At 68.0% G+C, this 25,874-nt stretch carries 25 protein-coding genes; 15 read left to right on the forward strand and 10 right to left on the reverse strand.

Annotation, left to right across the window (positions count from 1 at the left end; genetic code table 11):
* Positions 1 to 7 precede the first annotated feature (7 nt).
* On the reverse strand, positions 8 to 556 hold the full coding sequence (locus tag GKZ92_RS07345) for a GNAT family N-acetyltransferase (RefSeq protein ID WP_006359493.1): 549 nt from the start codon (positions 554 to 556) through the stop codon (positions 8 to 10).
* A gap of 74 nt (positions 557 to 630) precedes the next feature.
* On the opposite strand from GKZ92_RS07345, the gene GKZ92_RS07350 reads away from it, so the two are divergent.
* The 5 genes from GKZ92_RS07350 (at position 631) to GKZ92_RS07370 (ending at position 7,626) form a co-directional block, all read left to right on the forward strand.
* The gene (locus GKZ92_RS07350) at positions 631 to 1,170 is read left to right on the forward strand and encodes a hypothetical protein (protein WP_035750405.1); all 540 of its coding nucleotides are present in this window, start codon (positions 631 to 633) and stop codon (positions 1,168 to 1,170) included.
* Positions 1,171 to 1,246: 76 nt separating this feature from the next.
* A complete protein-coding gene (locus GKZ92_RS07355; RefSeq protein WP_006359491.1) occupies positions 1,247 to 1,792 on the forward strand; it encodes a copper chaperone PCu(A)C in 546 nt (181 codons plus the stop codon).
* Positions 1,785 to 3,041, forward strand: coding sequence for a Dyp-type peroxidase (locus GKZ92_RS07360; protein ID WP_006359490.1), 1,257 nt, complete (start codon positions 1,785 to 1,787; stop codon positions 3,039 to 3,041). Before GKZ92_RS07355 ends, GKZ92_RS07360 begins: the two co-directional genes overlap by 8 nt.
* 47 nt (positions 3,042 to 3,088) lie before the next feature.
* The gene (gene mfd / locus GKZ92_RS07365; RefSeq protein ID WP_042375942.1) at positions 3,089 to 6,664 is read left to right on the forward strand and encodes a transcription-repair coupling factor; all 3,576 of its coding nucleotides are present in this window, start codon (positions 3,089 to 3,091) and stop codon (positions 6,662 to 6,664) included.
* A 56-nt stretch (positions 6,665 to 6,720) separates the two neighbouring features.
* Positions 6,721 to 7,626 (forward strand): MazG family protein, encoded by a 906-nt coding sequence (locus tag GKZ92_RS07370; RefSeq protein WP_035750409.1) that lies wholly within the window; start codon positions 6,721 to 6,723, stop codon positions 7,624 to 7,626.
* A 26-nt stretch (positions 7,627 to 7,652) separates the two neighbouring features.
* Here GKZ92_RS07370 and efeB read toward each other — a convergent pair whose 3' ends face one another.
* The 4 genes from efeB to GKZ92_RS23865 form a co-directional block, all read right to left on the reverse strand.
* Entirely contained in the window at positions 7,653 to 8,978 is a 1,326-nt protein-coding gene (efeB, locus tag GKZ92_RS07375) for an iron uptake transporter deferrochelatase/peroxidase subunit (RefSeq protein WP_035750412.1), read from the reverse strand.
* The gene (gene efeO, locus GKZ92_RS07380; protein WP_035750415.1) at positions 8,975 to 10,183 is read right to left on the reverse strand and encodes an iron uptake system protein EfeO; all 1,209 of its coding nucleotides are present in this window, start codon (positions 10,181 to 10,183) and stop codon (positions 8,975 to 8,977) included. The genes efeB and efeO overlap by 4 nt, the downstream gene beginning before the upstream one ends.
* Positions 10,180 to 11,157, reverse strand: a complete 978-nt coding sequence (gene efeU, locus GKZ92_RS07385; RefSeq protein ID WP_035750417.1) for an iron uptake transporter permease EfeU — start codon at positions 11,155 to 11,157, stop codon at positions 10,180 to 10,182. The genes efeO and efeU overlap by 4 nt, the downstream gene beginning before the upstream one ends.
* 139 nt (positions 11,158 to 11,296) lie before the next feature.
* The gene (locus GKZ92_RS23865; protein ID WP_268902891.1) at positions 11,297 to 11,422 is read right to left on the reverse strand and encodes a hypothetical protein; all 126 of its coding nucleotides are present in this window, start codon (positions 11,420 to 11,422) and stop codon (positions 11,297 to 11,299) included.
* Positions 11,423 to 11,580: 158 nt separating this feature from the next.
* Here GKZ92_RS23865 and GKZ92_RS07390 point away from each other — a divergent pair, with 158 nt between their 5' ends.
* The 6 genes from GKZ92_RS07390 (at position 11,581) to GKZ92_RS23550 (ending at position 16,159) form a co-directional block, all read left to right on the forward strand.
* Positions 11,581 to 12,351, forward strand: a complete 771-nt coding sequence (locus GKZ92_RS07390; protein ID WP_035750419.1) for a lytic transglycosylase domain-containing protein — start codon at positions 11,581 to 11,583, stop codon at positions 12,349 to 12,351.
* A gap of 126 nt (positions 12,352 to 12,477) precedes the next feature.
* Complete coding sequence (eno, locus tag GKZ92_RS07395; protein ID WP_035750420.1) at positions 12,478 to 13,761, forward strand: phosphopyruvate hydratase; 1,284 nt, start codon at positions 12,478 to 12,480, stop codon at positions 13,759 to 13,761.
* Positions 13,762 to 13,773: 12 nt separating this feature from the next.
* Complete coding sequence (locus GKZ92_RS07400) at positions 13,774 to 14,472, forward strand: septum formation initiator family protein (protein ID WP_035750422.1); 699 nt, start codon at positions 13,774 to 13,776, stop codon at positions 14,470 to 14,472.
* Between the two features lie 11 nt (positions 14,473 to 14,483).
* Positions 14,484 to 15,014, forward strand: a complete 531-nt coding sequence (locus GKZ92_RS07405; RefSeq protein ID WP_035750424.1) for a DUF501 domain-containing protein — start codon at positions 14,484 to 14,486, stop codon at positions 15,012 to 15,014.
* Positions 15,011 to 15,958 (forward strand): Ppx/GppA phosphatase family protein, encoded by a 948-nt coding sequence (locus GKZ92_RS07410; protein WP_035750427.1) that lies wholly within the window; start codon positions 15,011 to 15,013, stop codon positions 15,956 to 15,958. The genes GKZ92_RS07405 and GKZ92_RS07410 overlap by 4 nt, the downstream gene beginning before the upstream one ends.
* A gap of 27 nt (positions 15,959 to 15,985) precedes the next feature.
* Positions 15,986 to 16,159: a hypothetical protein gene (locus tag GKZ92_RS23550; protein WP_006867454.1), complete on the forward strand. Its 174-nt coding sequence runs from the start codon at positions 15,986 to 15,988 to the stop codon at positions 16,157 to 16,159.
* Positions 16,160 to 16,282: 123 nt separating this feature from the next.
* Here GKZ92_RS23550 and GKZ92_RS07415 read toward each other — a convergent pair whose 3' ends face one another.
* The 4 genes from GKZ92_RS07415 to GKZ92_RS07430 all read right to left on the reverse strand — a co-directional run bounded on the left by GKZ92_RS07415 (position 16,283) and on the right by GKZ92_RS07430 (position 19,911).
* Positions 16,283 to 16,780, reverse strand: a complete 498-nt coding sequence (locus GKZ92_RS07415; RefSeq protein WP_035750883.1) for a DUF4395 domain-containing protein — start codon at positions 16,778 to 16,780, stop codon at positions 16,283 to 16,285.
* A 104-nt stretch (positions 16,781 to 16,884) separates the two neighbouring features.
* Positions 16,885 to 17,385, reverse strand: a complete 501-nt coding sequence (locus GKZ92_RS07420; RefSeq protein WP_035750429.1) for a hypothetical protein — start codon at positions 17,383 to 17,385, stop codon at positions 16,885 to 16,887.
* 124 nt (positions 17,386 to 17,509) lie between these two features.
* The gene (locus GKZ92_RS07425; protein WP_035750430.1) at positions 17,510 to 18,724 is read right to left on the reverse strand and encodes a fatty acid desaturase family protein; all 1,215 of its coding nucleotides are present in this window, start codon (positions 18,722 to 18,724) and stop codon (positions 17,510 to 17,512) included.
* A gap of 62 nt (positions 18,725 to 18,786) precedes the next feature.
* Complete coding sequence (locus GKZ92_RS07430) at positions 18,787 to 19,911, reverse strand: ferredoxin reductase (protein WP_042375946.1); 1,125 nt, start codon at positions 19,909 to 19,911, stop codon at positions 18,787 to 18,789.
* A 160-nt stretch (positions 19,912 to 20,071) separates the two neighbouring features.
* Here GKZ92_RS07430 and GKZ92_RS07435 point away from each other — a divergent pair, with 160 nt between their 5' ends.
* The 4 genes from GKZ92_RS07435 (at position 20,072) to GKZ92_RS07450 (ending at position 24,649) form a co-directional block, all read left to right on the forward strand.
* The gene (locus tag GKZ92_RS07435; protein ID WP_035750435.1) at positions 20,072 to 20,731 is read left to right on the forward strand and encodes a TetR family transcriptional regulator; all 660 of its coding nucleotides are present in this window, start codon (positions 20,072 to 20,074) and stop codon (positions 20,729 to 20,731) included.
* 338 nt (positions 20,732 to 21,069) lie between these two features.
* Positions 21,070 to 22,248 (forward strand): LLM class flavin-dependent oxidoreductase, encoded by a 1,179-nt coding sequence (locus tag GKZ92_RS07440; RefSeq protein ID WP_035750437.1) that lies wholly within the window; start codon positions 21,070 to 21,072, stop codon positions 22,246 to 22,248.
* A gap of 44 nt (positions 22,249 to 22,292) precedes the next feature.
* Positions 22,293 to 23,405 (forward strand): dimethylsulfone monooxygenase SfnG, encoded by a 1,113-nt coding sequence (gene sfnG, locus GKZ92_RS07445; protein ID WP_035750440.1) that lies wholly within the window; start codon positions 22,293 to 22,295, stop codon positions 23,403 to 23,405.
* Entirely contained in the window at positions 23,402 to 24,649 is a 1,248-nt protein-coding gene (locus GKZ92_RS07450) for an SfnB family sulfur acquisition oxidoreductase (protein ID WP_035750441.1), read from the forward strand. Before sfnG ends, GKZ92_RS07450 begins: the two co-directional genes overlap by 4 nt.
* A gap of 3 nt (positions 24,650 to 24,652) precedes the next feature.
* Here GKZ92_RS07450 and GKZ92_RS07455 read toward each other — a convergent pair whose 3' ends face one another.
* Entirely contained in the window at positions 24,653 to 25,852 is a 1,200-nt protein-coding gene (locus GKZ92_RS07455; RefSeq protein ID WP_035750885.1) for a TerD family protein, read from the reverse strand.
* Positions 25,853 to 25,874 lie beyond the last annotated feature (22 nt).

The raw sequence follows: 25,874 nt of genomic DNA on the forward strand, positions 1-25,874 counted from the left end.
GATCCGACTACGAGGACGGCTCCCAGAGGTCCTTCTGCATGTAGACGCAGTCGATCCACTGGTCGGCCTTGTGGCCGATCGACCGCAGGCGACCGACCTCGGTGAACCCGAACCGCGAGTGCAGGGCGACCGATCCCTCGCCACCGGTCGCCGCGATCACCGCCACGATCTGTCGCACGTTCTCAGGATCGGCCCGATCGAGCAGCCCGGCCATGAGCGCCGATCCGACGCCGCGGCCCCCCAGGCCGGGGCGGACGTAGATGGAGTCCTCGGTGGAGCGGTCGTAGGCCGGCATGGCGCGGAATGTGCCCAGGTAGGCGTAGCCGACGATGTGCTGGTCGGACTCCGCAGACAGTGTCGCGACCACGAAGGGCCTGTTCGCCTCGCGGATCGTGCGGTACTTCGCCAGCCAAGCGGTGTGCGAGGGGACCACGTAGTCGAAGGTGGCGACGGTGTTCTCCACATAGTGGCGGTAGATGTCCGCCACGCCCGCGAGGTCGGTCTCGACGGCGTCGCGCACCGTCACCCCCATGTCGTCGGTCCGGGCTCCCTGCATTCTGACGAGACTAGTGGTGTGTGGGCCACCACTTGGCTACTACTCCGCGTAATAGCGGGCGTACGCTCGGGGGTATGCCTGTGGCGTCCGATCCGGCCGAACGACTTGTGCGCGTGCACTGGTCGGTCGTCGCCGCCATGACGTCCGGGTCGCTGAGCGTCGGGGCGCACGCGCTCGCCGGGGGAGGCCTCCCGACGTCGTCGCACGTTGTCCTTCTGGTCGCCATCAGTGCCGGACTCGGTTGGGTGAGCGGGGCGGTGGGCGGGACGCGGGGACGCGCGACCGAGATCCTCTCCGTCGGTGCGGCACTCACCGTCGCGCAGCTTCTCGGGCATCTGGCGATGCACACCGGCGGCCACCACGCGTCGACGCCGCTGCTACCCGGCCCGACGATGATCGGTTTTCACGTTGCGGCGCTGCTGATCTCCGCAGGTCTGCTCGTCGGCGCGCAGGAGTGTGCACGCCGTGTCGGCTCACGCATCCTGGCGTCCACGACGCCTCCGTTGATCGCGGTCGGGGATGTCCTCGTGGTCGCGGGTGCGGTCGATCCGCTGCGACCGCTGTTCGGTCGCAGGGGTATCTGGACTCGGGGTCCGCCGGTCCTCCCGGTCTGACCCCTGATTCCTCCATTTCCCGCCGGCGCCCAGGAGCCCCGGTGGTGACTCGCGTACCCGAAAAGGCGAAACATCCATGTTCTCAAGCACTTCCACGACCCGCCGGGCTCGTCGCCCGCTGGCGATCCTCGCCGCGCTGACACTTCCGCTGGCCGTCACGACCGCATGCTCCTCCGACGACACCCCCGCCACCCAGGCCGACTCGGTGACCATCACCGACCAGTGGGTAAAGGCATCCGACAAGCAGATGACCGGTGCGTTCGGCACCGTGGCCAACACCTCCGACCGCGAGGTGACCCTCACCGGTGGTGACACCGATGTCGCCGACCGCGTCGAGGTGCACGAGATGGCCCCGGCCGGCGACGGCACCATGACCATGCGCCAGGTCGACGGCGGCCTGAAGATCGCCGGCGGTCAGACGGTCTCGCTCGAACCCGGCGGGAACCACATCATGCTGATGGACCTGAAGCGGCCGATCGAGGCCGGTCAGACGGTCACCATCACCTTGCGCTTCGGCGACGGTTCCACACGCGAGATGGTCGCGCACGCACGCGATTTCCGTGGAGCCAACGAGGAGTACACGCCGGGCCACGGCTCGTCGGACACCGGCAGTGATGGCTGAGTCCACCAGCCACGGTGACGGCAGAAGACGGGGCCGGGGCCCGGCCCTCTCGCGACGCAGCCTGATCGCAGGCGTCGCGGGAGCCGCCGGTCTCGGTGTCGGAGCCACGGCGATCGCAGCGCGGTCCACGGACGCAGCCGGGGACGCCACGCACGGCGGCGACGTCGTCGAGTTCCACGGCGTGCACCAGGCCGGGGTGACGACCCCGCCCACCGCGCACGTCAACTACGTCGGACTCGATCTCTCGGCAGATCGGGGGCCGCAGGCGCGGGAGGCGCTCGCCGGGATTCTCCGGGTCTGGACCGAGGACGCCGCCCGGCTCACGAGGGGTACGCCGGCGCTGGCCGACAGCGAACCGGAACTCGCCCGATTGCCCGCCAGGCTCACCGTCACGGTCGGCCTGGGCCCCGGCGCCTTCACCGCGACGGGACTGGAGGGCCGACGGCCCCGGTGGCTGCATCCGCTTCCGGCGTACCCCATCGACCGACTCGACGAGCGGCGCTGGGGACAGACGGACCTGCTGCTGCAGATCTGCTCCGACGACCCGGTCACCGTCGCCCACGCGACCCGGGTCCTGACGGCGAACGTGGCGGGACGGGTCCGACTGCGATGGGTCCAGCGCGGCTTCCGCAACTCCCGCGGCAGCCAGGACGAGAAGGTGACCATGCGCAACCTGATGGGGCAGGTCGACGGAACCGTGAACCTCGGGCCCGCCGACTCGGACACCCTGGTCTGGGACGACGGCGCCGAACAGCCGTGGTTCGCCGGCGGGACGTCGATGGTGCTGCGTCGGATCGCCATGGATCTCGACGGATGGCAGGAGGTCGACCCGCGCAGCCAGGAACTGTCGGTGGGACGCACCCTCACCGACGGTGCGCCGCTGAGCGGGGGAGGTGAACACGACGACCCGGACTTCGACAAGATCGTCGACGGGCTGCCCGCCATCCCGGCGTCGTCGCACATCGCCCGCGCCCGTCACCGGACACCGACGGAGCGATTCCTGCGGCGTGGCTACAACTACGACGACCCGCCGGAACCCGATGCCGACGGGACCATCCCCATCTCCAACAGCGGCCTCCTGTTCGCCGCCTACCAGCGCGATGTCGACGCCCAATACGTGCCGGTCCAGGCGCGGCTGGCCGAACACGACGCGCTGAATCAATGGACGACGCCCATCGGATCGGCGGTCTACGCCGTCCTTCCCGGGGCTCGTCGAGGAGAGGTACTGGGGCAGGGCCTGCTGGGCTGATCGACCGGCCTGAGGGGGCACGAGGCGCGGCACATACAATCGGCGGAGTGTCGACGCCCCGTGCCCTGTCCGGTCTGGCCGCGCTCGCGTGTGCGGACAAATCCTTCCGCGAGGTGCACGAACGCCGTGCCGAACGTCGCCTCGACATCACCGCACCCGACGCCGCCCGGCCGTTCCTCGTCTCCTGTCTGGCCGCCGGCGCCGAGGCCCCGCTGCTGGTCGTCTCGGCCAACGGTCGCGAGGCCGATGACCTGACGGCCGAGTTGGCCGAACTCCTCGACGACGCCGACTCGGTGGCCCAGTTCCCCTCGTGGGAGACCCTCCCGCACGAGCGGCTGTCGCCGAGCGCGGACACCGTCGGCCAGCGACTGGCGGTGCTGCACCGTCTCGCCAATCCCGGCGACAACCCGCTGCGGGTCGTGGTCACCACGGTCCGCTCGCTCGTGCAGCCGATGGCGCCGGGCCTCGGCGAGGTCGCCACGGTAACGCTGCGCGAGGGCATCGAGGTCGACTTCGACGGACTGCTGGCGCAGCTCGTCGAGATGGCCTACGAACGGGTGGACATGGTTGGACGCCGCGGCGAGTTCGCGGTCCGCGGCGGCATCCTCGACGTCTTCCCGACGACCGCCGACCACCCGGTCCGCGTCGAGTTCTGGGGCGACGAGATCACCGAGATCCGGGCGTTCTCGGTCGCCGACCAGCGCAGCCAGCCCGAGGTCGACGCGTCCGAGGTACGCATCCACCCGGGTCGTGAACTACTCCTGTCCGAGAAGGTGCGCACGCGCGCAAGCGATCTCGCGGCGAAGAACCCCGACGACACCGCACTCACCGAGATGCTCGGCAAACTGGCCGAGGGCATCCCCGTCGAGGGAATGGAAGCGCTCATCCCGGCGCTCGTCGACGGCGAGATGCAACTCCTCACCGAGGTCGTCCCCGACGGGACACGCGTGCTGATCCTCGACCCCGAGAAGGTCCGGACCCGCGCCGCGGACCTGTCCAAGACCGGTGCGGAGTTCCTCGAGGCGTCGTGGACGGCCGCGGCGATGGGCGCGAACGCCCCGATCGACCCGCGGTCAGGAACCGGCATCGACCTGCAGGCCAGCGCCTATCGTTCGCTCGGCGACGTGCGCGAAGCGACACTACAGGCCAAACGCCCGTGGTGGACGCTGTCACCGCTGTCCACCGGCAGCGGGAACGAACTCGAACTCGACCTCACCCCCGGACCCGCACCGCGCGGCGACGAGCGCGAGATCGCGGCCACGTTCGCCCAGCTCCGGGCGCATGTGTCCGACGGCAAGACCGCCGCGATCGTCGTCACCGGCAAGGGCACCGCCCAGCGAGTCGGCGAGCGGCTGTCCGAGGCCGAGGTGCCGTACGTGATCGCCGAGCCGGGGCATCGTCCCGAACCGGGCGAGGTCACGGTCTTCGGGGCCACGCTCCGCGCCGGAATCGTCTGTGCCGACGCCGGACTCGTCGTGGTCACCGAGGCGGATCTCACCGGTACGCGCGTCGCGAACGTCCGTGACGGACGCAAGCTCCCGGCCAAGCGCCGCAACCAGGTCGACCCGCTGGCGCTGGCCGCCGGCGACCTCGTCGTGCACGACCAGCACGGCATCGGCAAGTTCGTCGAGATGATCGAACGCACCGTCTCGGGTGCGCGTCGCGAGTACCTGGTCCTCGAGTACGCGTCGAGCAAACGCGGCCAGCCCGCCGACCGGCTGTACGTGCCGATGGACGCGCTCGACCAGTTGTCCCGGTACGTCGGTGGCGAGCAGCCGTCGCTGTCCAAGCTGGGCGGGTCGGACTGGCAGAACACCAAGCGCAAGGCGCGCAAGGCCGTTCGCGAGATCGCCGGCGAGCTGGTGCAGCTCTACGCCGCGCGTCATGCCGCCCCGGGCCACGCCTTCGGGCCCGACACCCCGTGGCAGCAGGAGATGGAAGACGCCTTCGACTTCACCGAGACGGTCGATCAGCTGACCGTCATCGCCGAGGTCAAGTCCGACATGGAACGTCCGGTCCCGATGGACCGCGTCATCGTCGGCGACGTCGGTTACGGCAAGACCGAGATCGCGGTGCGCGCCGCGTTCAAGGCGGTGCAGGACGGCAAACAGGTCGCCGTCCTCGTGCCGACGACCATTCTCGCGCAACAGCATCTGCAGACGTTCACCGAGCGGATGAGCGGTTTCCCGGTGCGGGTACGCGGACTGTCGCGCTTCACCGATGCCAAGGAATCCCGCGAGATCACCGAGGCGATGGCCAAGGGCGAGGTCGACATCGTCATCGGCACCCACCGCCTCCTGCAGACCGGTATCACGTGGAAGGACCTCGGCCTCGTGATCGTCGACGAGGAGCAGCGATTCGGCGTCGAACACAAGGAACACATCAAGTCGCTGCGCACCCACGTCGACGTGCTGACCATGTCGGCGACGCCGATCCCGCGCACCCTGGAGATGTCGATGGCCGGCATCCGCGAGATGTCGACGATCCTCACCCCACCCGAGGAGCGCCACCCGGTGCTGACCTATGTCGGCGCCTACGCGCCGAAACAGGTGGCCGCGGCGATCCGTCGTGAGTTGCTCCGCGACGGCCAGGTCTTCTACGTGCACAACCGCGTCTCGACCATCGACAAGACGGCCAAGGACATCGCCGCAATGATCCCCGAGGCGAGAGTCGTTGTCGCGCATGGTCAGATGGGTGAGGATCAGCTGGAGCGCACGGTGTCGGGGTTCTGGAACCGCGAGTACGACGTGCTGGTCTGTACGACCATCATCGAGACCGGTCTCGACATCTCCAACGCCAACACGCTCATCGTGGACCGCGCCGAGAACCTCGGTCTCTCGCAGCTCCATCAGCTGCGCGGACGAGTCGGACGTAGTCGTGAACGCGGTTACGCCTACCTGCTCTACAGCCCGGACCGGCCGCTGACCGAGACCGCCTACGACCGGCTCGCGACGATCGCGCAGAACAACGAACTCGGCGCCGGTATGGCGGTGGCGCTCAAGGACCTCGAATTGCGTGGCGCCGGAAATGTTCTCGGCGCCGAACAGTCCGGCCACGTCGCGGGCGTCGGTTTCGACCTCTACGTGCGGCTCGTTGGCGAGGCCGTCGAGGCGTATCGCGCCGCGGCCGACGGCAAGCCCGTCGAGACCCAGGAGACCGGGGAGGTGCGGATCGACCTGCCGGTGGATGCGCACATCCCGGTCGAATACGTCGACTCGGACCGTCTCCGTCTGGAGGCGTACCGCAAGCTGGCGTCGGCCACCGACGACGCCGAGGTCGACGCGGTGCTCGTCGAACTCAACGACCGCTACGGTCCGCCGCCGGTCGAGACGACGCGTCTGGCGTCGATCGCCCGCCTGCGTCTGCGCTGCCGCGAGCGCGGCATCACCGAGATCGGACTGGCCGGACAGGGCGTCAAGATCTCGCCGCTGCCGCTCCTCGACAGCGAGCAGGTGCGTCTCCGCAGGCTCTACTCCTCGGCGACCTTCCGCGCGACGACGTCGGTGGTCACGCTCCCGATTCCGCGGACCGGGGGAGTCGGTTCGGCACGTCTGCGCGACGACGAGCTCATCGAGTACCTCACGACGTTCCTCACGCAGCTCAAGCCGGAGCCGAACGCTTAGAACACCACTCAGCGGGGCAGGAAAATCCACGGGGGTCGAGAGAGGGCGTACAACGAATGACGGTGGTGCTGTTGGACCCGGCACGGCCCGACCTGATCCCCATCCGGGCGCGCGCCTGGCTCACCGGATCGGTCAAGGTCACCGAGGACGTGCCCGCTGCCCTGCTCTGGGAGTTCGACCGTGTCGAACCGGTTTTCGACGAGGTGCTCGGTGAGACGCCCGTCGACTCCGTGCTGGTGAGCACCGACGCCGATCACCCCCTCGTGCGTGCCCGCGCCGCCCGCGGTGAGCAGGTCATCGCCACGCAGAAGGTCTCGGGGATGGCGCTCCTCGATTCCGTCGCGCTCATGGACACGTTGCGCCGCGACGGCCCCTGGGAGAGCACCCAGACCCATCACTCGCTGCGTCGCTACCTCCTCGAGGAGGTCTACGAGCTGCTCGACGCCATCGAGGCCGGTGATCAGCTCGAGCTCAAGGAAGAACTCGGGGATCTGTTGCTGCAGGTGCTCTTCCACGCGCGCATCGCCGCCGACGACCCGGACGCGCCGTTCGACATCGACGACGTCGCACGCAGTTTCACCTCCAAGGTGATGGGCCGCACCCCCGGCGTGCTGTCCGGCGCCCACTCCGACCTGGAGACCCAGATCCGCGAGTGGGAGGAACGCAAGGCCGCGGAGAAGAAGCGCGGCTCCGTCCTCGACGGCGTTGCCACCACGCAGCCGTCGCTCGCCCTGCTGCAGAAGATCTTCGAACGGCTCACCGCGGCGTCGTATCCGGTGGACACCATTCCGGCCGAGACGTGGACGGTCACCGTCGCCCCGAGCGACGACAGCGTCGAGGCGCAGACCCGAGACAAGGCCCTGGCGCTGATGGCGTCGGTCCGGGACGCCGAGGCGCGCGCGAAAGAGCTGGGCATCGAACTGGATTCGCGTGCAGCTTGGGAGAGCGTGCTCCCGGACTGATGGTGAGCGACCGCCGTCGCGGAAGGTCACTCAAAGAGCCGCTGCCCCCACCATTCGCCGGGTCCGAGGCCGGGTGGGATGGCGAAGTTCGCCGAGCCGTTGGGGATCAGATACTCGGTCATCGCGTCCTGCCGGGACAGGACCTGCTGCATGGGCACGAATTGCTTGCCGGTGTCGCGGTTGAAGGCGATGAAGAACAGCCCGGCGTCGAGGTGGCCGAAGCCGTCGGTCCCGTCGGTGAAGTTGTAACCCCGGCGGAGGATCTGCACCCCGCCGAGGTTGTCCGGATGTGCCAGCCGCACATGGGCGTTGCGCGCGATGATCGGGGTCCCACCGGAAGTGATCGCGAAGTCGGGGTCGTCGAACTCGCCGGCCTTCCCGAGCGGTGCGCCGGATCGCTTGGTGCGTCCGACGATCTGTTCCTGCTCGAAGAGGTTGGCGCGGTCCCACGGTTCGATGTCCATCCGGATCCGCCGGGCGACGAGGTAGGTCCCGCCGGTCATCCACTGCGCCGACGGTGGATTGTCCTCCGGGGCGACCCAGACCCAGCGGTCGAGGAGGTCGGTGTCCTCGGCGCGCAGGTTCGCGGTGCCGTCCTTGAACCCGAACAGGTTTCGGGGAGTGTCCTGGGACTGCGTCGTCGACGACGTGCGGCCGAACCCTAGCTGCGACCAGCGGACGGCCATGACGCCCACCGCCATTCGGGCGAGATTGCGGATGGCGTGGACCGCCACCTGCGGGTCGTCGGCGCAGGCCTGCACGCAGATGTCGCCGTACGACCGTGCGGGGTCGATCTTCTCGGCGGCGAACATCGGCAGGTCGACGAGCGCCGGCGGTCGACGGTCGGCGAGACCGAACCGGTCGGGGCGGTCGGGAGCCGACGCGCTGGGACCGAACAGCCCGGGACCGAAGCCGATCGTGAGCGTGAGGTGAGCAGCGCTCAGCCCCAACGCTTCCCCGGTATCGGCGGGTGGTGTGTACTCACCGAGGCCGGTGGCGCCGTCGGGGACGGTCTCCTCGCCGCGGGTCATGCGGTCGGCCGCGTCGGTCCAGCGTTGCAGCACCGCGACGAGCTCGTCTCGGTTGTCGGTGACGACGTCGAAGCTCGCGAAATGCAGCCGATCCTGTGCGGCGGTGATGATCCCGGCCTGCCGTGGACCCCGGAATTCGACGATGTGGTCGGTCGCCGGGGCCTGCGTGGTGGCACGGCCGACGGCCATCCCGCCCGCGGCGACGAGCAGTCCGGCACCGGTGCCGCCGAGGATCGCACGACGCGAGAGACCACGTCGCGTCGTGCGGCCTACGGGCTCGGTTGGTTGCGCGTCGTCGGGGTGGCGGGCCGGATCACTCATTGCTGCAACACGATTCCCGGCACCTGGGACAGGGTGGCCGACAGCGCGTCGATCTGAGTGGACAGCTCCTTGCGCTGTTCGGGCGTGACCTCGATGTAGGACACGTAGCCGTCGCCGTTACGGTATCTGTTCACCGAGTCGCGCGCGGTCGTGAACTGCGCGGTGATCTTGTCCATCAGTGCCGGGTTCTTGGCGGAGATGATCGGCTGCATCGTCGCGATCGCGGTTTCCGACCCGTCGAGATTGGCGGCGATGTCCCACAGGTCGGTGTGGGAGTACCGGTCCTCTTCACCGTCGACCTTGGTGGCGGCGACCTCGTCGATGAGGGCCTGCGGGCCCTTCACGAACGAGAGGGTCTCGAACTCGAAGTCCGGCTTGCTGACCGAGTCGCGGAGCCTGGTCACGTTGGCGAGCAGACCGTCGGCGATCTCGGCGATGGCCTGCGGATTGTCGGTCGCCTTGGCGTTCGCGGCATCCGACGGCGTGATCTGGCCGGCTGCATCGCCGATCTCGGCGGGCTGCGGCGGCCACAGGAACCGTTCGAGACGGTGGAAGCCGGTGAACGGCTGGGTGCCGTCCTCGGTATCGTCCCATCGCATGTCGATGGCGGGGTCGAGATCGGGGAAGGACTCGGCGACCGGCTCGATCCGTTCGTACGGGGTACGCGTGAGACCGAACTGCGCACGCGCCGCGTCGAGATCGCCCTTCTTGACGCTGTCGACGAAGGACGTCGTCTGGGCGTGCAGGGTGTTCAGCTGATTGCGGACGTACTCGAGGTACTGCGCCTTGGCGGCGGTCACGTCTGCGGGTACGTCGGCCTTCTCCTTGCGCTCGCCGCCGACGTTGAGTTCGGTTCGGATGCCGGTGCCGACCATGCCGGGCTTGCACGCCACCGTGTAGGTGCCGGGTTCGACGATCTCGACGGTCAGATTGCCGGACAGTCCGGGGCCGATGTTCTCGACCTCGCCGAGGACGCGGTTGTTGTTGCCGTAGACGTAGAACTCGGTGACCTTGTCGCCGGAGTTGGTGATCGCGAAATCGACGTTGCCGGTCGTCGCTTCGGTGGTCGCGAGATCGCAGGCGTCGGCGGTCGAGGTCACCGCGATCGCGCCCTCGGAGCTGCCCTTCTCGGTACAACCGGCGAGGAGCACAGGGGAGATCACCACCGCGGCCGCAGCTGCGGCCACCACGGGTCTACGAGTCACTGAGGATTCCTTTCGGGGGCGGGCTCCGCGGGCGCGGAGCTCTCGTCGGGCGTTGCGCTCTTCCGGGCGGCGGGGGTCTTCGAGGTGGGGGCCCGATGGCCGGCGCGCTGTCGACGGAAGAAGATCGTGGTCACGACCACCACGTAGACGATCCAGGCGATCACCTGCAGGATTGTCGGATCCGGGCGCACGTTGAAGATGCCGCCGAGGATCGTGCCGTACCAGGAGGAGGCGTCGTAGGTCGCCGAGATGTCGAAGGCGGTGTTGCCGAGGCCGGGCAGCCAGCCGACCGTCTGCAAGGCCCGGATGCCGTAGGTCAGGATTCCGGCGGCGACGACGATCAGGAACAGGCCGGTGTAGGTGAAGAACACCGAGAGGTTCATGCGGATCGCTCCGCGGTAGATCAGCACTGTCAGCGCGACGGCGGCGAGGATGCCGATCACGAGTCCGAGCAACGGCCACAGTCCGCCCGACACGCTCTCGGCGTAACCGACCATCAGCAGCGCCGTTTCGAAGCCCTCGCGGCCGACGGCCAGGAACGCCAGACCCAGCACCGAGGCGCCGCCGGCGAGAAGCGCTTTCGACATCCCGCTCTTGAGATCGGCGGAGATGTGGGAGGAGGCCTCGCTCATCCACAGCACCATGAACGTCACGATCCCGACCGCCACCAGCGACGCGACGCCGGCGATGGTCTCCGCCGCGAGCGGCGTCATCGTCGATGTGCCGAAGTGGATCACGAGGAACACCACGAGCGTCATCGCCACCGCCGCACCCACGCCCGCCCAGATCCACTTGAGGGCGTCTCGGCGGTCGGTCTTGACGACGAAGGCGATCAGGACCATGACCACGATCCCGGTCTCGAGGCCTTCGCGCAGACCGATGAGCGCGCTCCCTACCATCTGCGTCCAGACCGACGGTCCGTCGGCAGCCAGGACCGCAATGCCGCTCGAGGCGAGTGCCGATACGTAATACATTCCCGGTGGTCCATCTCCTCGACGCCCAGCGGCGACGTGTGTGGTGAGGCTAGCCATAGGAACGTTAGACCGGAGAGGGTGTGTCGCATAGGGCACATCGCCCCACCGGTGGGCCGGATCCCTGCCAGAGGGGGCCTGATCAGCGGGATTCGACGCACTGTGATTTCCAGACCTCCGCCGGTGCCGTGACCGGTATGTCGGGATCGGCGTCGAGCATCGGATTCCGCACGGTGGGCGACGCCGCGTCGAAGTCCCGACCGACCATCGGGAACCGAAGGCGACCGCCGGCAGTTGTCCCCTGTGACCGGGTCGCTGTGTGTTGCCGAGGCGAGCACGCCGCGGCATGTGCGATCGTGGTCGCTCGGGCGGGCATCGGCTCGCCCCAGATCTATTCGACAGACCTGAGACAGGAGTGAACGGGGAATGCGTGTGTTGGGCCGGGGGCGGAACCGTCGCTCGTGGAGGAACGGGCTGGTGGCGGGCTGTGTGGCGGTCGCCTCGACGGTGCTGCTCTCCGCATGCATCGACCTCCCGTCGCTGAACAGGCCCGACATCCCCGAGGGCATCCCGCCCGGCGCGGGCGTGCCGCAGCCCTACATCGACATCAACGCACCGGGCCGCACCGCCGACAAGATGCGCGAGTGGGCCGACCCCATCTCCGAGTCGACCGGCATCCCCGTCGTGTCCCTGCAGGCATACGGCAACGCCGCGGAGATCCAGCGGCAGCAGCACCCCGAATGCGGCATCGCGTGGACGACGCTGGCCGGCATCGCCGGCGTCGAGAGCAAGCACGGGCACTATCGGGGTTCCAGTGTCGCCGCCAACGGCGACGTCAGCCCGCCGATCCGCGGGGTTCAGCTCGACGGCACCAAGGGCAACATGGAGATCCGCGACACCGACGGCGGCAGCCTCGACGGCGACTCCACCCACGACCGCGCCATGGGACCGTTCCAGTTCATTCCGGAGACGTGGAAGCGCTACGGCGTGGACGCCAGCGGCGACGGCGTCCCCGACCCGGACAACATCGACGACGCGGCGCTGTCCGCCGCCCGCTACCTGTGCGTCTCCTCGGGCAACGACATGACCGTCGCCGAGGGCTGGGAGAAGGCGGTCCGCAGGTACAACAATTCGATGGCCTACGTCCTCGACGTGCGCGATCACGCCAACGCCTACTCGATCAACGTCCGTTTCTGACCCGGGAGCCGGACGGTTCCGGCCGTGGCACGAGACCTTGTCTCGTGGACCGTGGGTGCAGCCACTACTCTTTGACCTACCGACCGGCATCACAGCCGGCACGTCCACCGAGATTGGGGTTCAGCCGTGGCAATCATCGAGCAGGTAGGTGCGCGCGAGATTCTCGATTCGCGGGGAAACCCGACGGTCGAGGTCGAGGTCGTCCTGGACGACGGCACCTTCACCCGCGCCGCCGTTCCGTCGGGCGCTTCCACCGGCGAACATGAGGCCGTCGAGCTCCGTGACGGCGGCGAGCGGTACCTGGGCAAGGGGGTCACCAAGGCCGTCGAGGGTGTCCTCGGCGAGCTGGCACCCGCGGTGATCGGCATCGAGGCCGAGGAACAGCGTCTCGTCGACCAGGCACTCCTGGACTGCGACGGCACCCCCGACAAGAGCCGCATCGGCGCCAACGCGCTGCTCGGTGTGTCGCTCGCGGTGGCCAAGGGCGCGGCCGAGTCGGCCGGTCTGCCGCTGTTCCGCTACATCGGCGGCCCCAACGCCCACATCCTGCCGGTCCCGATGATGAACATCATCAACGGCGGTGAGCACGCGGACAACGGCATCGACTTCCAGGAGTTCATGATCGCCCCGGTCGGCGCTCCCACCTTCAAGGAAGCCCTCCGCTGCGGCGCCGAGGTCTACCACGCGCTCAAGTCGGTGCTGCACAAGCAGGGCCTGAACACCGCGCTCGGCGACGAGGGCGGCTTCGCCCCCGACCTGCCGAACACCGAGGCTGCGATCGCCGTGATCGGCGAGGCCGTCGGCAAGGCCGGCTACAACTTCGGCCGTGACGTCGTCATCGCGCTCGACGCCGCGTCGACCGAGTTCTACTCCAACGGCGCCTACAAGCTCGAGGGCAAGGAGCTCGGCGCCGACGACATGGTGTCGTTCTACGAGAAGCTCATCGCCGACTACCCGATCGTCTCGATCGAGGACGGTCTGTCCGAGGACGACTGGACCGGTTGGGCCAAGCTGACCGAGTCGATCGGTGACAAGGTGCAGCTCGTCGGCGACGACCTGTTCGTCACCAACCCCGAGCGCCTCGAAGAGGGCATCTCCAAGGGCATCGCCAACGCCCTGCTGGTCAAGGTCAACCAGATCGGCACGCTGACCGAGACCCTCGATGCCGTCGCCCTCGCGCACAACAACGGCTACAAGTCGATGATGAGCCACCGGTCCGGTGAGACCGAGGACACCACCATCGCCGACCTCGCCGTCGCCTGCAGCTGTGGCCAGATCAAGACCGGCGCGCCCGCTCGTTCCGAGCGTGTCGCCAAGTACAACCAGCTGCTGCGCATCGAAGAGGGTCTCGGCGATGCGGCACGCTACGCGGGCGACCTCGCCTTCCCGCGTTTCTCGTTTGGTTCGTGATTAGCTGTCTTCATGGGTTCGGAGCGACGTCACCGCGGTGACGGGCGTCAGCGTGCGCGTGATCGGAAGGCCGATCCGCGCGTACGCGACGCCCGTCGCACGCGACGGCACGATCGGTCCGGACGTCCGGCCCGACCTGTCGCACCGGCCTCGGTCGTCGAGACCGGTGAGCAGGAGCTGATCACCGACGCCACCAAGGACACCGCCGACGAAGCCCAGAGGACCGCGGCCGACACAGCCGCCCCGCCGGCCGAACCGGTTCGTCGTCCCCGGCCGAACGCGTCCCGCAGCCGGATGCGGTCCGGTTTGAGTGCTCGTCTGCGTCGTTTCGAGATGACCCCGGCGACCGTGGCGACACTCGTCATCACGGTCGTCGTGGTCTGCGTCGTCGCCCTGACGCTGGCGATGCCGCTGCGGACCTACTTCACTCAGCGGTCGGAGTTCCGTCAACTGACCGCGTCGAACGAACAGCTGCGGCGCGAGGTCGCCGACTACCAGCAGAAGGTCAACGAGCAGAACGACCCCGCCTACATCGAGGCCCAGGCGCGGACGCGTCTGCAGTTCGTCAAGCCAGGAGAGATCCCGCTCGTGATGTTGTTCCCCGCCGACCAGGCCCGCCGCGAGGCCGCCGAACGTGCCGAGGAGCGCGCCCGCGCACCCTGGTACGGCAACCTCTGGGACACCCTGTCGACTCCGCCCGCCGCGCAGTGAGGTCAGAGACCGTGAGCGTGTCAGAAGAAGACCTCGCCACCGTCGCAGCCCAGCTGGGGCGCGAACCGCGGGGCGTCATCGAGATCAGTTACCGCACACCTGACGGGCAGCCGGCCGTCGTCAAGACCGCGCCGCGGCTGCCCGACGGCACGCCGTTCCCGACGCTGTACTACTTGACCGATCCGCGGCTCACCGCCGAGGCCAGCCGTCAGGAATCGGCGGGCGTGATGCGAGGGATGACCGCCCGGTTGTCGTCCGATCCGGAGCTCGCGGCTGCCTATCGTCGTGCGCACGAGGACTACCTCGCCGAACGCGACGCCATCGAGTCGCTGGGTACCGACTTCACCGGCGGCGGGATGCCCGACCGGGTGAAGTGCCTGCACGTGCTGATCGCGCATTCGCTCGCCAAGGGGCCGGGTCTCAACCCGTTCGGCGACGAGGCGGTGGCTCTCGCCGCTGCAAACGGCTTGCGGGGCACCGCGATCCCGACCGACTGGCCCGACACGCTTCCGCCCACGGAGGCCACCGGAGACGACGCGTGACGGTCGTCGGCGCCGTCGACTGCGGTACCAATTCGATCCGTCTCCTCGTCGCCCGGGCCGGCGACGACGGTCGCCTCGTCGACCTGCATCGCGAGATGCGCGTCGTACGACTGGGTTACGGCGTCGACGCCACGGGTCAGTTCGCACCGGAGTCGATTGAACGCACCCGCATCGCGCTCGCCGACTACGTCAAGACGATGGAATCGCTCGGCGTCGTGAAGGTTCGGATGGTCGCGACATCGGCGACGCGTGATGCGTCGAACCGCGACGAGTTCTTCGCGATGACCGCCGACCTGCTGGGCTGTGTCTCCGACGGCGCCATCGCCGAGGTCATCTCCGGGGACGAGGAAGCGCGGCTGTCCTTCCGCGGGGCTGTCGGTGAATTGGACCCTGCCACCGGACCTTTCGTGGTCACCGACCTCGGGGGCGGCTCGACCGAGGTGGTGCTCGGCGACACCGACGGTGTCCACGCGGCGTACTCGGCGGACATCGGGTGCGTGCGCCTGACCGAACGCACCCTGCCGTCGGATCCGCCGACCGCCGAGGAGATCGCCGCCGCCCGGGCGTTCGCCGCCGAGCGGCTGGCCGAGGCCTTCTCGCGGGTGCCCGTCGAACCTGCACGGACGTGGGTCGGCGTCGCCGGGACGATGACGACGCTCGCCGCGCTCGGCGCCGGGCTGACCGAGTACGACTCGGAGAAGATCCACCTCTCCCGCATCTCGCTGGCCGACCTGGACCGCGTGTGCTGGGACCTCGTCCACATGACGCGCGCCGACCGCGCCGCCCTGGGGCCGATGCACCCCGGTCGCGTCGACGTCATCGGCGGGGGATCGCTGGTCACGCTGGAACTGGCGAGGGTGCTGGCCGAGCGTGCGGGCATCACCGAACTCGTCGTCAGCGAGCACGACATCCTGGACGGGATCGCATTGGGAATCCTGGACTGACCGTCCGGCCCCGATAGGATGTGACGCATGGCATACAACCTGCGTTGCCCCTGTGGCGAGTCCATCACCGCCCTCGAAGACGACTTCGTCCCCAAGGTCCAGGCCCACCTCGCGGCCGAACACCCCGGCCGGGACTACAGCGAGACCGAGATCATGATGATGGCGATGACCGTGCCCGACCGCGCGGTGAAGTCCGACTGACCCTTCGAGACGCCCTCCGCAAGCTCCGGGCTCCTCAGGGAGCAAGGCAAACCCTCCCTTTTTCCGTAGACCCACCCCCGCGCGGGTGGGTGGGTCTACGGAAAAAGGGAGGGTTTGTCGGCGCTAGACGGCCGCGGGATTGCGCAGCGAGATGTTGTTGCAGGCCTCGCACACCGACTCGGGGATGATGCCTGCACGCTGCAGGAATCCGAAGATGGTGCAGCCGAGGCAGAATCCGAACACGGCCTCGAGAGTCGCAGCGAAAATCAGGATGCCGGTGGCGATCTGTGCGGCCAGACCGAAACCGAAGAGGCTGAGCACGAACGCCGTGCCGCTGACGACCAGGCCGATGGTCTGGGCGAAACGCTTCGGCGGACCCGGGACGAGCTTCTCCTTGCGGACGATCTTCGGGACGATGAACTTCACCGACAGCTGTCCGAACGGGGATAGCGTCGGGCCCGACGCCACGCGCAGCGCGAAACCGAGGGCCAGCACGCCGTAGAGGATCGGGTTGTTGACCGCGACCGCGATGACGGCCAAGGCGACGACCAGGCCGGCAGTCGTGCGGGCCGCATAGTCGTTCACGGGGTTGGGAAAGGTGAGAACCTCACGCACCGACATCGACAGAACCTCCATGAACTAGGAAAACCAGGACCAAGCTACGGGTGAGTCCGCCGTTTGGCAAAGGTTGTATCCACCCAGATCTCAAGAGGGTGAGCGCGGTCTCACAAGTGATCGATGTCGGGTGCGATCCGGGGCTCCTCCGCGGCGATCTCCCGCGGGTCGTCGACGTCGGGCTCGTCCTGGTCGGTCACGCCGCCGTCGCTGGGGAGTTCGGCCTCTCGGGAGACCTCTCCCTCCTGGTCGATGCCGGCCTGCTCACCGACGTCGATGCGATCGGGGATCTCGTCCATGTCGACTCCAGTCACTTCTCGCGCCTGCTCGGATTCGGAGAACGGTTCGGACAGGTCGACGTCGTTGATCGACTCCGCATAGGCGAACTCGGCGTCGATGATTCCCCACTCCGGGTCGCGGGCGAGCTCGTCGGCCTTCGCCTTGCGGGCGGCCTCCCGCATCTCGAACCCGTCGGTGACGATCTCGCCGATCTCGCGGGTCACCCCGGCGACGGCACCGGTGATGATCGTGGCGATGCGACCCACGTGTGTTGCCGTGGACTCGATCAGCTCCTGCATCAGATCCTTGTTCCGTTCGATGCTGTCGACCATCTAGACCCCCTGGGTTCCTGAAGGGTGTTGCCCCCACATGAGAGTGTGCGCACGCCCGTCCGACGCGGCTGGTCCCGAGGATACCCCCGGGACCAGCCGGCGAAACGGTGCGGAGAGGAGCTGATCAGGCGACCGACGCGGGCTTCTCACGCTCGACGATGACGGTGAGGTCGTCGTCGTCGCGGGTCATCCAGTTCGGCAGCGACAACTTCGCGATCTTCTTCCAGGTCGACGCCAGCTGGTGACTGAGTGAGCCGGTGTTGTACGGGAGGCCGTAGCGATCACAGATCTCGCGCACCTCGGCCGACATCTCCGGGTAGCGGCCGGCAGGGATGTCCGGGAACAGATGGTGCTCGATCTGATGGGACAGGTTGCCGCTCATGATGTGGAACAGCGGACTGCCGGTGATGTTGGCCGAACCCAGCATCTGGCGCAGGTACCACTGGCCCCGGGTCTCGTTCTGGCATTCCTCAGGGGTGAAAGTCTGTGCACCGGTGGGGAAGTGGCCGCAGAAGATGATCGAGTACGTCCATACGTTGCGCACCAGGTTCGCGGTTGCGTTGCCGATCAGGGTCGGCACGAACAGCGGACCGGTCAGCGCCGGGAAGACGACGTAGTCCTTGAGGACCTGTCGACCGGCCTTGCGCCACATACCTTTCACCAGGCCCTTGATGTCACTCCACTTGCGCTTGCCCTGGATCACGTTCTCCGCCTCCAGATCGTGGAGCATGACACCCCACTCGAAGAGGAGCATGAGGGCGGTCGCATAGCCGAGGTTGCCCAGGTAGTAGGGATTCCACTTCTGGTCGCGCGCCATCCGCAGGATGCCGTAACCGATGTCGCGGTCCTCGCCGACGATGTTGGTGAATGTGTGGTGCAGGTAGTTGTGGCTGTGCTTCCACTGGTCAGCCGGACACACGGTGTCCCACTCGAATTCGCGCGAATTGTAGGTGTCCTCGCGCATCCAGTCGTACTGGCCGTGCATCACGTTGTGGCCGATCTCCATGTTGTCGAGGATCTTCGACACGGAGAGCGCCCCCACGGCGGCGATCCAGGCCGGCGGGAAGAACCCGAGGTACATGAGCGCGCGGCCGCCGATCTCGAAGCCGCGCTGGGCGCGGATGACCGCGTACAGGTAGTCGCGATCCTTCTGGCCGAGGTCGGCGACGATCCGGGAGCGCAGCTCGTCCAGGTCACGCCCCAGCGCCTCGACCTGTTCATAGGACAGGACGACGGTGTTGGGGTCGGTGTTTCCGGTGTTGATCTTCTCGGCCTCGACTACGGCCGGCAGGTTCTCGGTGGGCGCGGGACGGGTGTCCTTGGCGATGTCGATGGTCATGGTGTGCCTCCTGCTAGTTAGGAGAGTGGATTGGGTGGAGGTCGGCGTGTGGTGGCCGACCGTCAGATCTCGATGTCGACGGAACCGACCGGGGCGTTGATGCACAGCTGGATCTGGGTGTCGGACTCGGTGTCGGTCTCGCCGGTCAGGACGTTGCGGGTGCAGCCCGACTTCTTCACGGCGGTGCAGGAGAAGCAGATCCCCATGCGGCAGCCGGATTCCGGGGTGAGTCCGGCGGCCTCGGCCTGGTCGAGGATCGGACGACCGTCGTTGGTCGCCGTTGCCCCCGACCGTGAGAACGTCAGTTCGCCCTCGACCGAATCGGGGTCGACGACCGTCGGTGCGGCCAGGGTGAACGCCTCGCTGTGCAATGGCTGCGAGATGCCGAGCTCGGTATGTGCCTCGGCGACGGCATCCATCAAGGCCTGCGGTCCGCAGACGAAGACGTCGGCGTCGGCCAGGCCGGGGATGTTGTCGAGGTGCGCGGCGGTGAAGTGGCCGTCGTGGGCCTCGCGGGTGTGGTGCATCCGGAGGTCGAGGTTGGGATGCCCGGCCGCCAGGGCGGCGAGCTCGTCCCGGTACGCCACCTCCGACGCCGTGCGTGCGTAGTGCACGAACGTGATCGGTCCTGCGTAGCCTCGGGCCACGAGCGTCCTCATCATTGAGAGCACAGGTGTAACTCCGCTGCCCCCGCTGATGAAGACGGCCGACGTCGGGTCGGTCTCCGGTAGTGCGAAGTCGCCGTCGGCCTGGGACAGTCCGACGACGTCGCCGGTCCGGGCCTCGGCGGCAAGGTACTTGGAGACGAGGCCGTCGTCGTTGGCGGTGATGGTCAGCTCGATGGCGCCGTCCGAGCCGGCGGCGGCGTTGGCCGGCGAGAAACAACGGGTGTGCCGTACGCCGTCGATGACGACGCTGAGCTGCACGTATTGTCCTGCCTGGTGTCCGCGCCACTGTCGTGTCGGACGAATGGTGAGACGCACCGTGCGGGGCGTCGGGTGCTCGACCCGGACGATCTCGCCGCGCAGGTCGCGCCAGGTGAGCATCGGGTCGAGCAGTTCGAGATAACGGTCGACCGGATGCGGGGACAGTGCCGCCTCGACGATCGAGCCGACCAGGCGATTCCAGCGGCCGGGGCTGCCGGCGGAGGTGCGCGGGGTCGGGTTGTGGGAGGTGCGGATGCTCATGGAAGGGCTCCGTTCACATGATTTCGGTGTACAGGTGTACACAAACGAGTGTGACATGACGGCGCCCTGGGTCGTCAAGCGTGGATCTGTGTGACGGCTGTCACTGTCTTCGAGGAGGTCGTGGCCGGGACCGGAGGTCGTGGCGAATACACTCGGGTCTGTGACACGCACGCGGAGTTCGAACCAGCGCGATGCGCAGACGCGTGCGGACAAGAAGAACCAGACGCGGCAGGCGCTCCTCGACACCACGAGGTCCCTCGTCGGCGAGCGCAGCTTCGGCAGCATCAGCCTGCGCGAGGTGGCCCGCGGCGCGGGCATCGTCCCCACGGCCTTCTATCGACACTTCGCCTCGATGGAGGATCTCGGCGTCACCGTCGTCGAGGACTCGATGCGTGTCCTGCGACGCGCACTCCGCGAGGGTCGGCGTGATCTCGCCGCGCGTCAGGCGATGCCGACCGCGAAGAACTCCCTCGACATCCTCTTGCGTCACGTCCGCGAGAACGAGTCGCAGTTCAGATTCCTCATCCGCGAACAGCACGGCGGCATCGCGGAGATCCGGCGTGCCATCGACACCGAACTCCGGCTCTTCTCCAAGGAGCTGACGATCGACCTCGCCCGGATCCCGGACCTCGCCCCGTGGCAGCCCGAAGACCTCGAGATCGCGGCCGAGCTCATCGTCACGATCATGCTGACCGCCGTGGCCGATCTCCTCGACGGCGAGTACCGCGGACGCGGTGCCGAGCAGGAGATCGTCGAGCGCACCGAACGCCAACTGGTGATGGTCTTCCTCGGAATGGGCCAGTGGCGACCGTCCGAGTGAGCTCGACCCGCTGAACGGGTCCCGACCGGGCCCCTCCGAAGAGTGCGACGGGGTCTGGCGTGATCGGGATCTGCTCGCCGGATCCATGGGCGGCGCGTGCGATACGACGCCGCCTGCCGACTCCCCGTCGTGATGCCGACCTGTGGAAACGGTGCCTCTACCGAACCGGGCGGACCAATGTCCACTTGGCGTCACGGAGATTTCAATGGTGGCCTCGTGTCTCGCCGGTGCCAGACACTTGGGGCCGACATGTGTGTCGCAGCACGGGTTTCGACCTGCACTGCCGATCATGCCTGCCGCTCCACCCCCGATGCTCTACGACGAAAGGTGCCTTCGCGGTGTCTCTGCATTTCCACTGGTTCCTGCCCACCTACGGTGACTCCCGCAACCTGATCGCGGGCGGGCACGGCAGCCAGATGAACGGGGACCGGCCGGCCGACCTTCGTTACCTCAAGCAGCTCGCCGGTGCGGCCGAGGTGAACGGCTTCGAAGCCGTCCTGACCCCGGCCGGACTGTGGTGTGAGGACGCGTGGCTGACTACCGCGGCTCTGATCGATTCGACCGAGAGCCTCAAGTTCCTGATCGCCTTCCGTCCCGGCCTCATCTCGCCGCTGCTCGCCGCGCAGATGTCGGCGACCTTCCAGTGGCATTCCGAGGGTCGTCTGCTGATCAACGTCGTCACCGGCGGTGAGTCGAGCGAGCAGCGTGCCTTCGGCGATTTCCTGGCCAAGAACGCGCGCTACGAGCGCTGCGGCGAATACCTGGAGATCATCCGTCGGCTGTGGACCCAGGACGAGCCCGTCGACTTCGTCGGTAAGCACCTGCGCGTGGAGAACGCCCTGCTCGGCCGTCGCCCCACCCCGGCCCCGCCGGTCTTCTTCGGTGGATCGTCGCCTGCTGCCGGTGATGTGGCCGCCAAGTACGCCGACACCTACCTCACCTGGGGTGAGCGTCCCGAGGCCGTCGCCCAGAAGATCGCCTGGATCAACGGACTCGCCGCAGCCCAGGGCCGCACCCTCGATCACGGCATCCGCTTCCACGTCATCGCCCGCGAGACCTCCGAGCAGGCCTGGGCCGAGGCCGAACGCCTCCTCGGCAACCTCGATCCCGAACAGGTCGCCGCAGCGCAGCGGAACCTCGCCCAGTCGGAGTCCGAGGGGCAGCGTCGTATGTCCGAATTGCATGGCCGCGGAGCCGCTTTCGAGGGTTCGCCCGACCCGCGTTCGCTGGAGATCCATCCGGGCGTCTGGTCGGGCGTCGGCCTGGTGCGCGGCGGTGCCGGCACCGCGCTCGTCGGTTCCTACGACGAGGTCGCCGAACTCATCGGTGAGTACGCCGCACTCGGTCTCGACCACTTCATCCTGTCCGGCTACCCGCATCTCGAGGAGGCCTACCACTTCGGTGAAGGCGTCCGGCCGGCGCTCGCCCGACGCGGCTTGCTCGACGCGGCCGACGCCCGCCCGAGCGAAGAGGTCCGCACCGCGTTCCTGCCGCGCCTGCAGGCCGCATCGTCCTGATCGACCCACGCTCCACCTGAGAAATCACCTCCGGAGGTAACACCATGTCCACCGAATCCATCGCGGACCAGATCAAGTTCGCCTACTGGGTGCCGAACGTCAGCGGCGGCCTGGTCACCAGCACCATCGAACAGCGCACCGACTGGGGCTACGACTACAACATCAAGCTCGCCCAGACCGCCGAGGACAACGGCTTCGAATACGCCCTCTCACAGGTCCGTTACGAGGCCAGTTATGGCGCCGAGAACCAGCACGAGTCGACGAGTTTCAGCCTCGCGCTGCTCCTCGCCACGCAGCGGCTGAAGGTCATCGCCGCCGTTCACCCCGGACTGTGGCACCCGGCGGTCCTCGCCAAGCTCGGCGCCACCGCCGACCACCTGTCCAAGGGTCGTTTCGCCATCAACGTGGTAAGCGGCTGGTTCAAGGACGAGTTCACCCACCTCGGTGAGCCGTGGCTCGAGCACGACGAGCGCTACCGCCGCAGCGGCGAGTTCCTCGAGGTCATCCGCAAGATCTGGACCGAGGACAACGTCGACTACCGCGGCGACTTCTACCGAATCCACGACTTCACCCTGAAACCGAAGCCGCTCAACACCCCCGAGCGTCCGAACCCGGAGCTCTTCCAGGGCGGCAACTCGACCGCGGCCCGCAACAACGGCGGCCGCTTCGCCGACTGGTACTTCTCCAACGGCAAGGACTTCGACGGCGTCACCGAGCAGATCGACGACCTGCGCGCCGTCGCCCAGGCACACAACCGCTCGGTGAAGTTCGGTCTGAACGGCTTCATCATCGCGCGCGACACCGAGAAGGAAGCCCGCGACACCCTGCGCGAGATCGTCGAGAAGGCGAATCGTCCTGCGGTGGAAGGCTTCCGCGATGCCGTGCAGCAGGCAGGCAACTCGACCGGCGACAAGAAGGGCATGTGGGCGGACTCGAAATTCGAGGATCTCGTGCAGTACAACGACGGCTTCAAGACGCAGCTGATCGGTACCCCGGAGCAGATCGCCGAGCGCATCGTGGCCTACAAGCGCCTCGGCGTCGACCTGATCCTCGGTGGCTTCCTCCACTTCCAGGAGGAGATCGAGTACTTCGGCGAGAAGGTGCTCCCGCTCGTGCGTGAGATCGAGGCATCGCAGACCCCGGTCGCGGTTTCGTGACCACTGTCGGTCAGGCCCGACCCGATTTGGCGAGCCGGATCGGATCGACCGCCGAAGCCCTCTCCGTGGCAAGGGAACTGGCCGTGTCGTTCGCCGCAGGTGCCGTCGAGCGTGATCGCGACCGCCGGCTGCCGTTCGCCGAGATCGATCGCCTGTCGGAATCGGGTCTTCTCGCGCTGACCGTGCCCGCACGGTTCGGCGGCCTCGACGCGGCGCCGAGCGTGCTGGCCGAGGTCATCTCGATCCTCGCCGCCGCCGATCCGAGCATCGCGCAGATCCCGCACAGCCACTTCGTCTATCTAAACCTGGTGCGCCTCTCCGTGGGAGAGGCCTTGCAGGAGCGCATCTTCACCGACGTTCTCGCCGGTGGCCGGGTGGCCAACGCCCAGTCGGAGCGCGGCGGGAAGACCATTGCGGACATCTCGACGCGGCTGACCCCGGCCGACGGCGACGCAGCCCGGTTCGTCCTCGACGGTGAGAAGTTCTACTGCACGGGTTCGCTGTTCGCGCACACGCTCGCCGTCCTGGCGAAGCTCGATGCGCCGGCCGTCGACCTCGCGCCGGGCGAGTACGTGGCGTTCATCCCCGCGGACTCGCCGGGCGTGGAGATCGTCGACGACTGGGATGCCGTGGGGCAGCGGACCACCGGCTCGGGAACCGTACGGCTCTCGGGTGTCGAGGTCATGGCCGCCGATCTCGTGGCCCGTGCGTCGGCGACTGCCGCGCCGACCGCCTACGGGGCGTATGCGCGGCTGCTGCACGTGGCCATCGACGCCGGGATCGCCCGCGGCGCGCTGACCGAGGCCGTCGAGTTCGTGCGAACCAAGGCCCGTCCGTGGTTCGAGGCCGGCGTCGACCGCGCCGTCGACGATCCGCTGGTGGTCCAGCGTTTCGGTGAACTCGAGGTCGATGTCGCGACCGCCGAGGCGATGCTCGTCGCCGCCGGTCGCAAGGTCGACGAGGCGATCGAGGCTTCGGCCGGGGCGCCGAGTCGTGAACTCGTCGCGGAGGCATCGATCGCGGTGGCGCGTGCCAAGGCCGTGGCCGACCGGGTCGCGACGCCGGTGGCGTCGGCACTGTTCGAGGTCAGCGGAACCCGCAGTGCCGCAGCCGGAACGAGGCTCGATCGGTTCTGGCGCGATGCGCGGACGCACACGCTGCACGACCCCGTCCGGTGGAAGTACCAGCACATCGGTCGCTGGCTTCTCCGCGGGGAGGATCCGCCGTTGCACGGCGTGATCTGACGCCTACAGGTATTGCCCCACGTGGGGCAGCGCCTTCTTCGGTGTCTTGGCGTTGAAGCCGTCACCGATGGCGCGGAGCTTCCACTCGGCGCCGTCCCGGCTGATGACCGCCATCGCGATCGCGGTGAACGGCATGCCGCCCTTGAGCGTGTACCGGGCGAGTTCGGCGGATGTGGTCTCGTCGACGAGTCGGCAGTACGCGTTGTCGATCTTCTCGAAGGTGTGCCCGCGGTAGGACGTGACGATGAACATCAATGCGTCGATGTGCGGCGGAACCGACTGCAGTGCAACGCGAATGACCTCGTCGTCGCCGTCGCCGGCCCCGGTGAGGTTGTCACCGGAATGCAGGATCGATCGGTCTTTGCTGTTGAGGTGGCCGTAGTAGACCGTCTCGACGCACTTGCCGCCGGAGAACATCAGCACCGAGGCGTCGAGGTCGATCGAACCCCCGCGGAGACCGCCGCGCACCGGGTCCCATCCGAGTCCCATCTGGATGTTGGTGAGCTGGACGCCACCCTCCTTGCGCAAAGTCACCTTCTGGCCCTTGGTCAGGCTGACCGGCCGGTCCTTGCTGAGGTTGATCTCCGAGGGGCGTGCCGGGGGAGGGGGCGGCGTCGGGGCGGCCGGCGCAGCCGGTGGCGTCGGGGTCGATGGCTTCGAGTAAGCCGGTGCGGTCTGGGCCGGTGCCGGTGCCGGCGTGGGCTCCTCGTCGACGCTGACGCCGTGGTCGCGCACCAGGTCGGCGAACCCGCCGGCATAACCCTGCCCGACTGCCCGCACCTTCCAGTCCTGGTTGCGTCGGTACACCTCCAACGCGATGACGACGGACTCGGTGGTGAGGCCGGTGACGGTGAAGTCGAAGAGTTCGCGGCCGCCGGCGTCGGTGACTCGGGCGACCGGGGGTGCGAACCTGCCGAATGTGGACGTCGTGTCGTCGAGGGTGATCACGGCCCGGACCGCGTCGATGTCCGCCGGGATCTGGTTGGTCGAGATGTGCAGTCGCGCCGGTCCGTTGGGCGCTGGTTGCAGCGAGACCCCGGGGCCGGTCGGCTGGTTGTAGAACACGAAGTCGTCGTCACTGCGTACGACGCCACGGTCGGTCACCAGCAGGGCCGAGACGTCCGCGGCGGTCGCGAGGTCGACGGTGACGACGATCTGGGAGGTCGACAGCGGGCCGTTCTGGCCCTTGGTCAGCGATGGCATGGTGACCAGGGTAGTCACCGGC

Source organism: Gordonia sp. 135, assembly GCF_009720185.1.
GTDB lineage: Bacteria > Actinomycetota > Actinomycetes > Mycobacteriales > Mycobacteriaceae > Gordonia > Gordonia alkanivorans.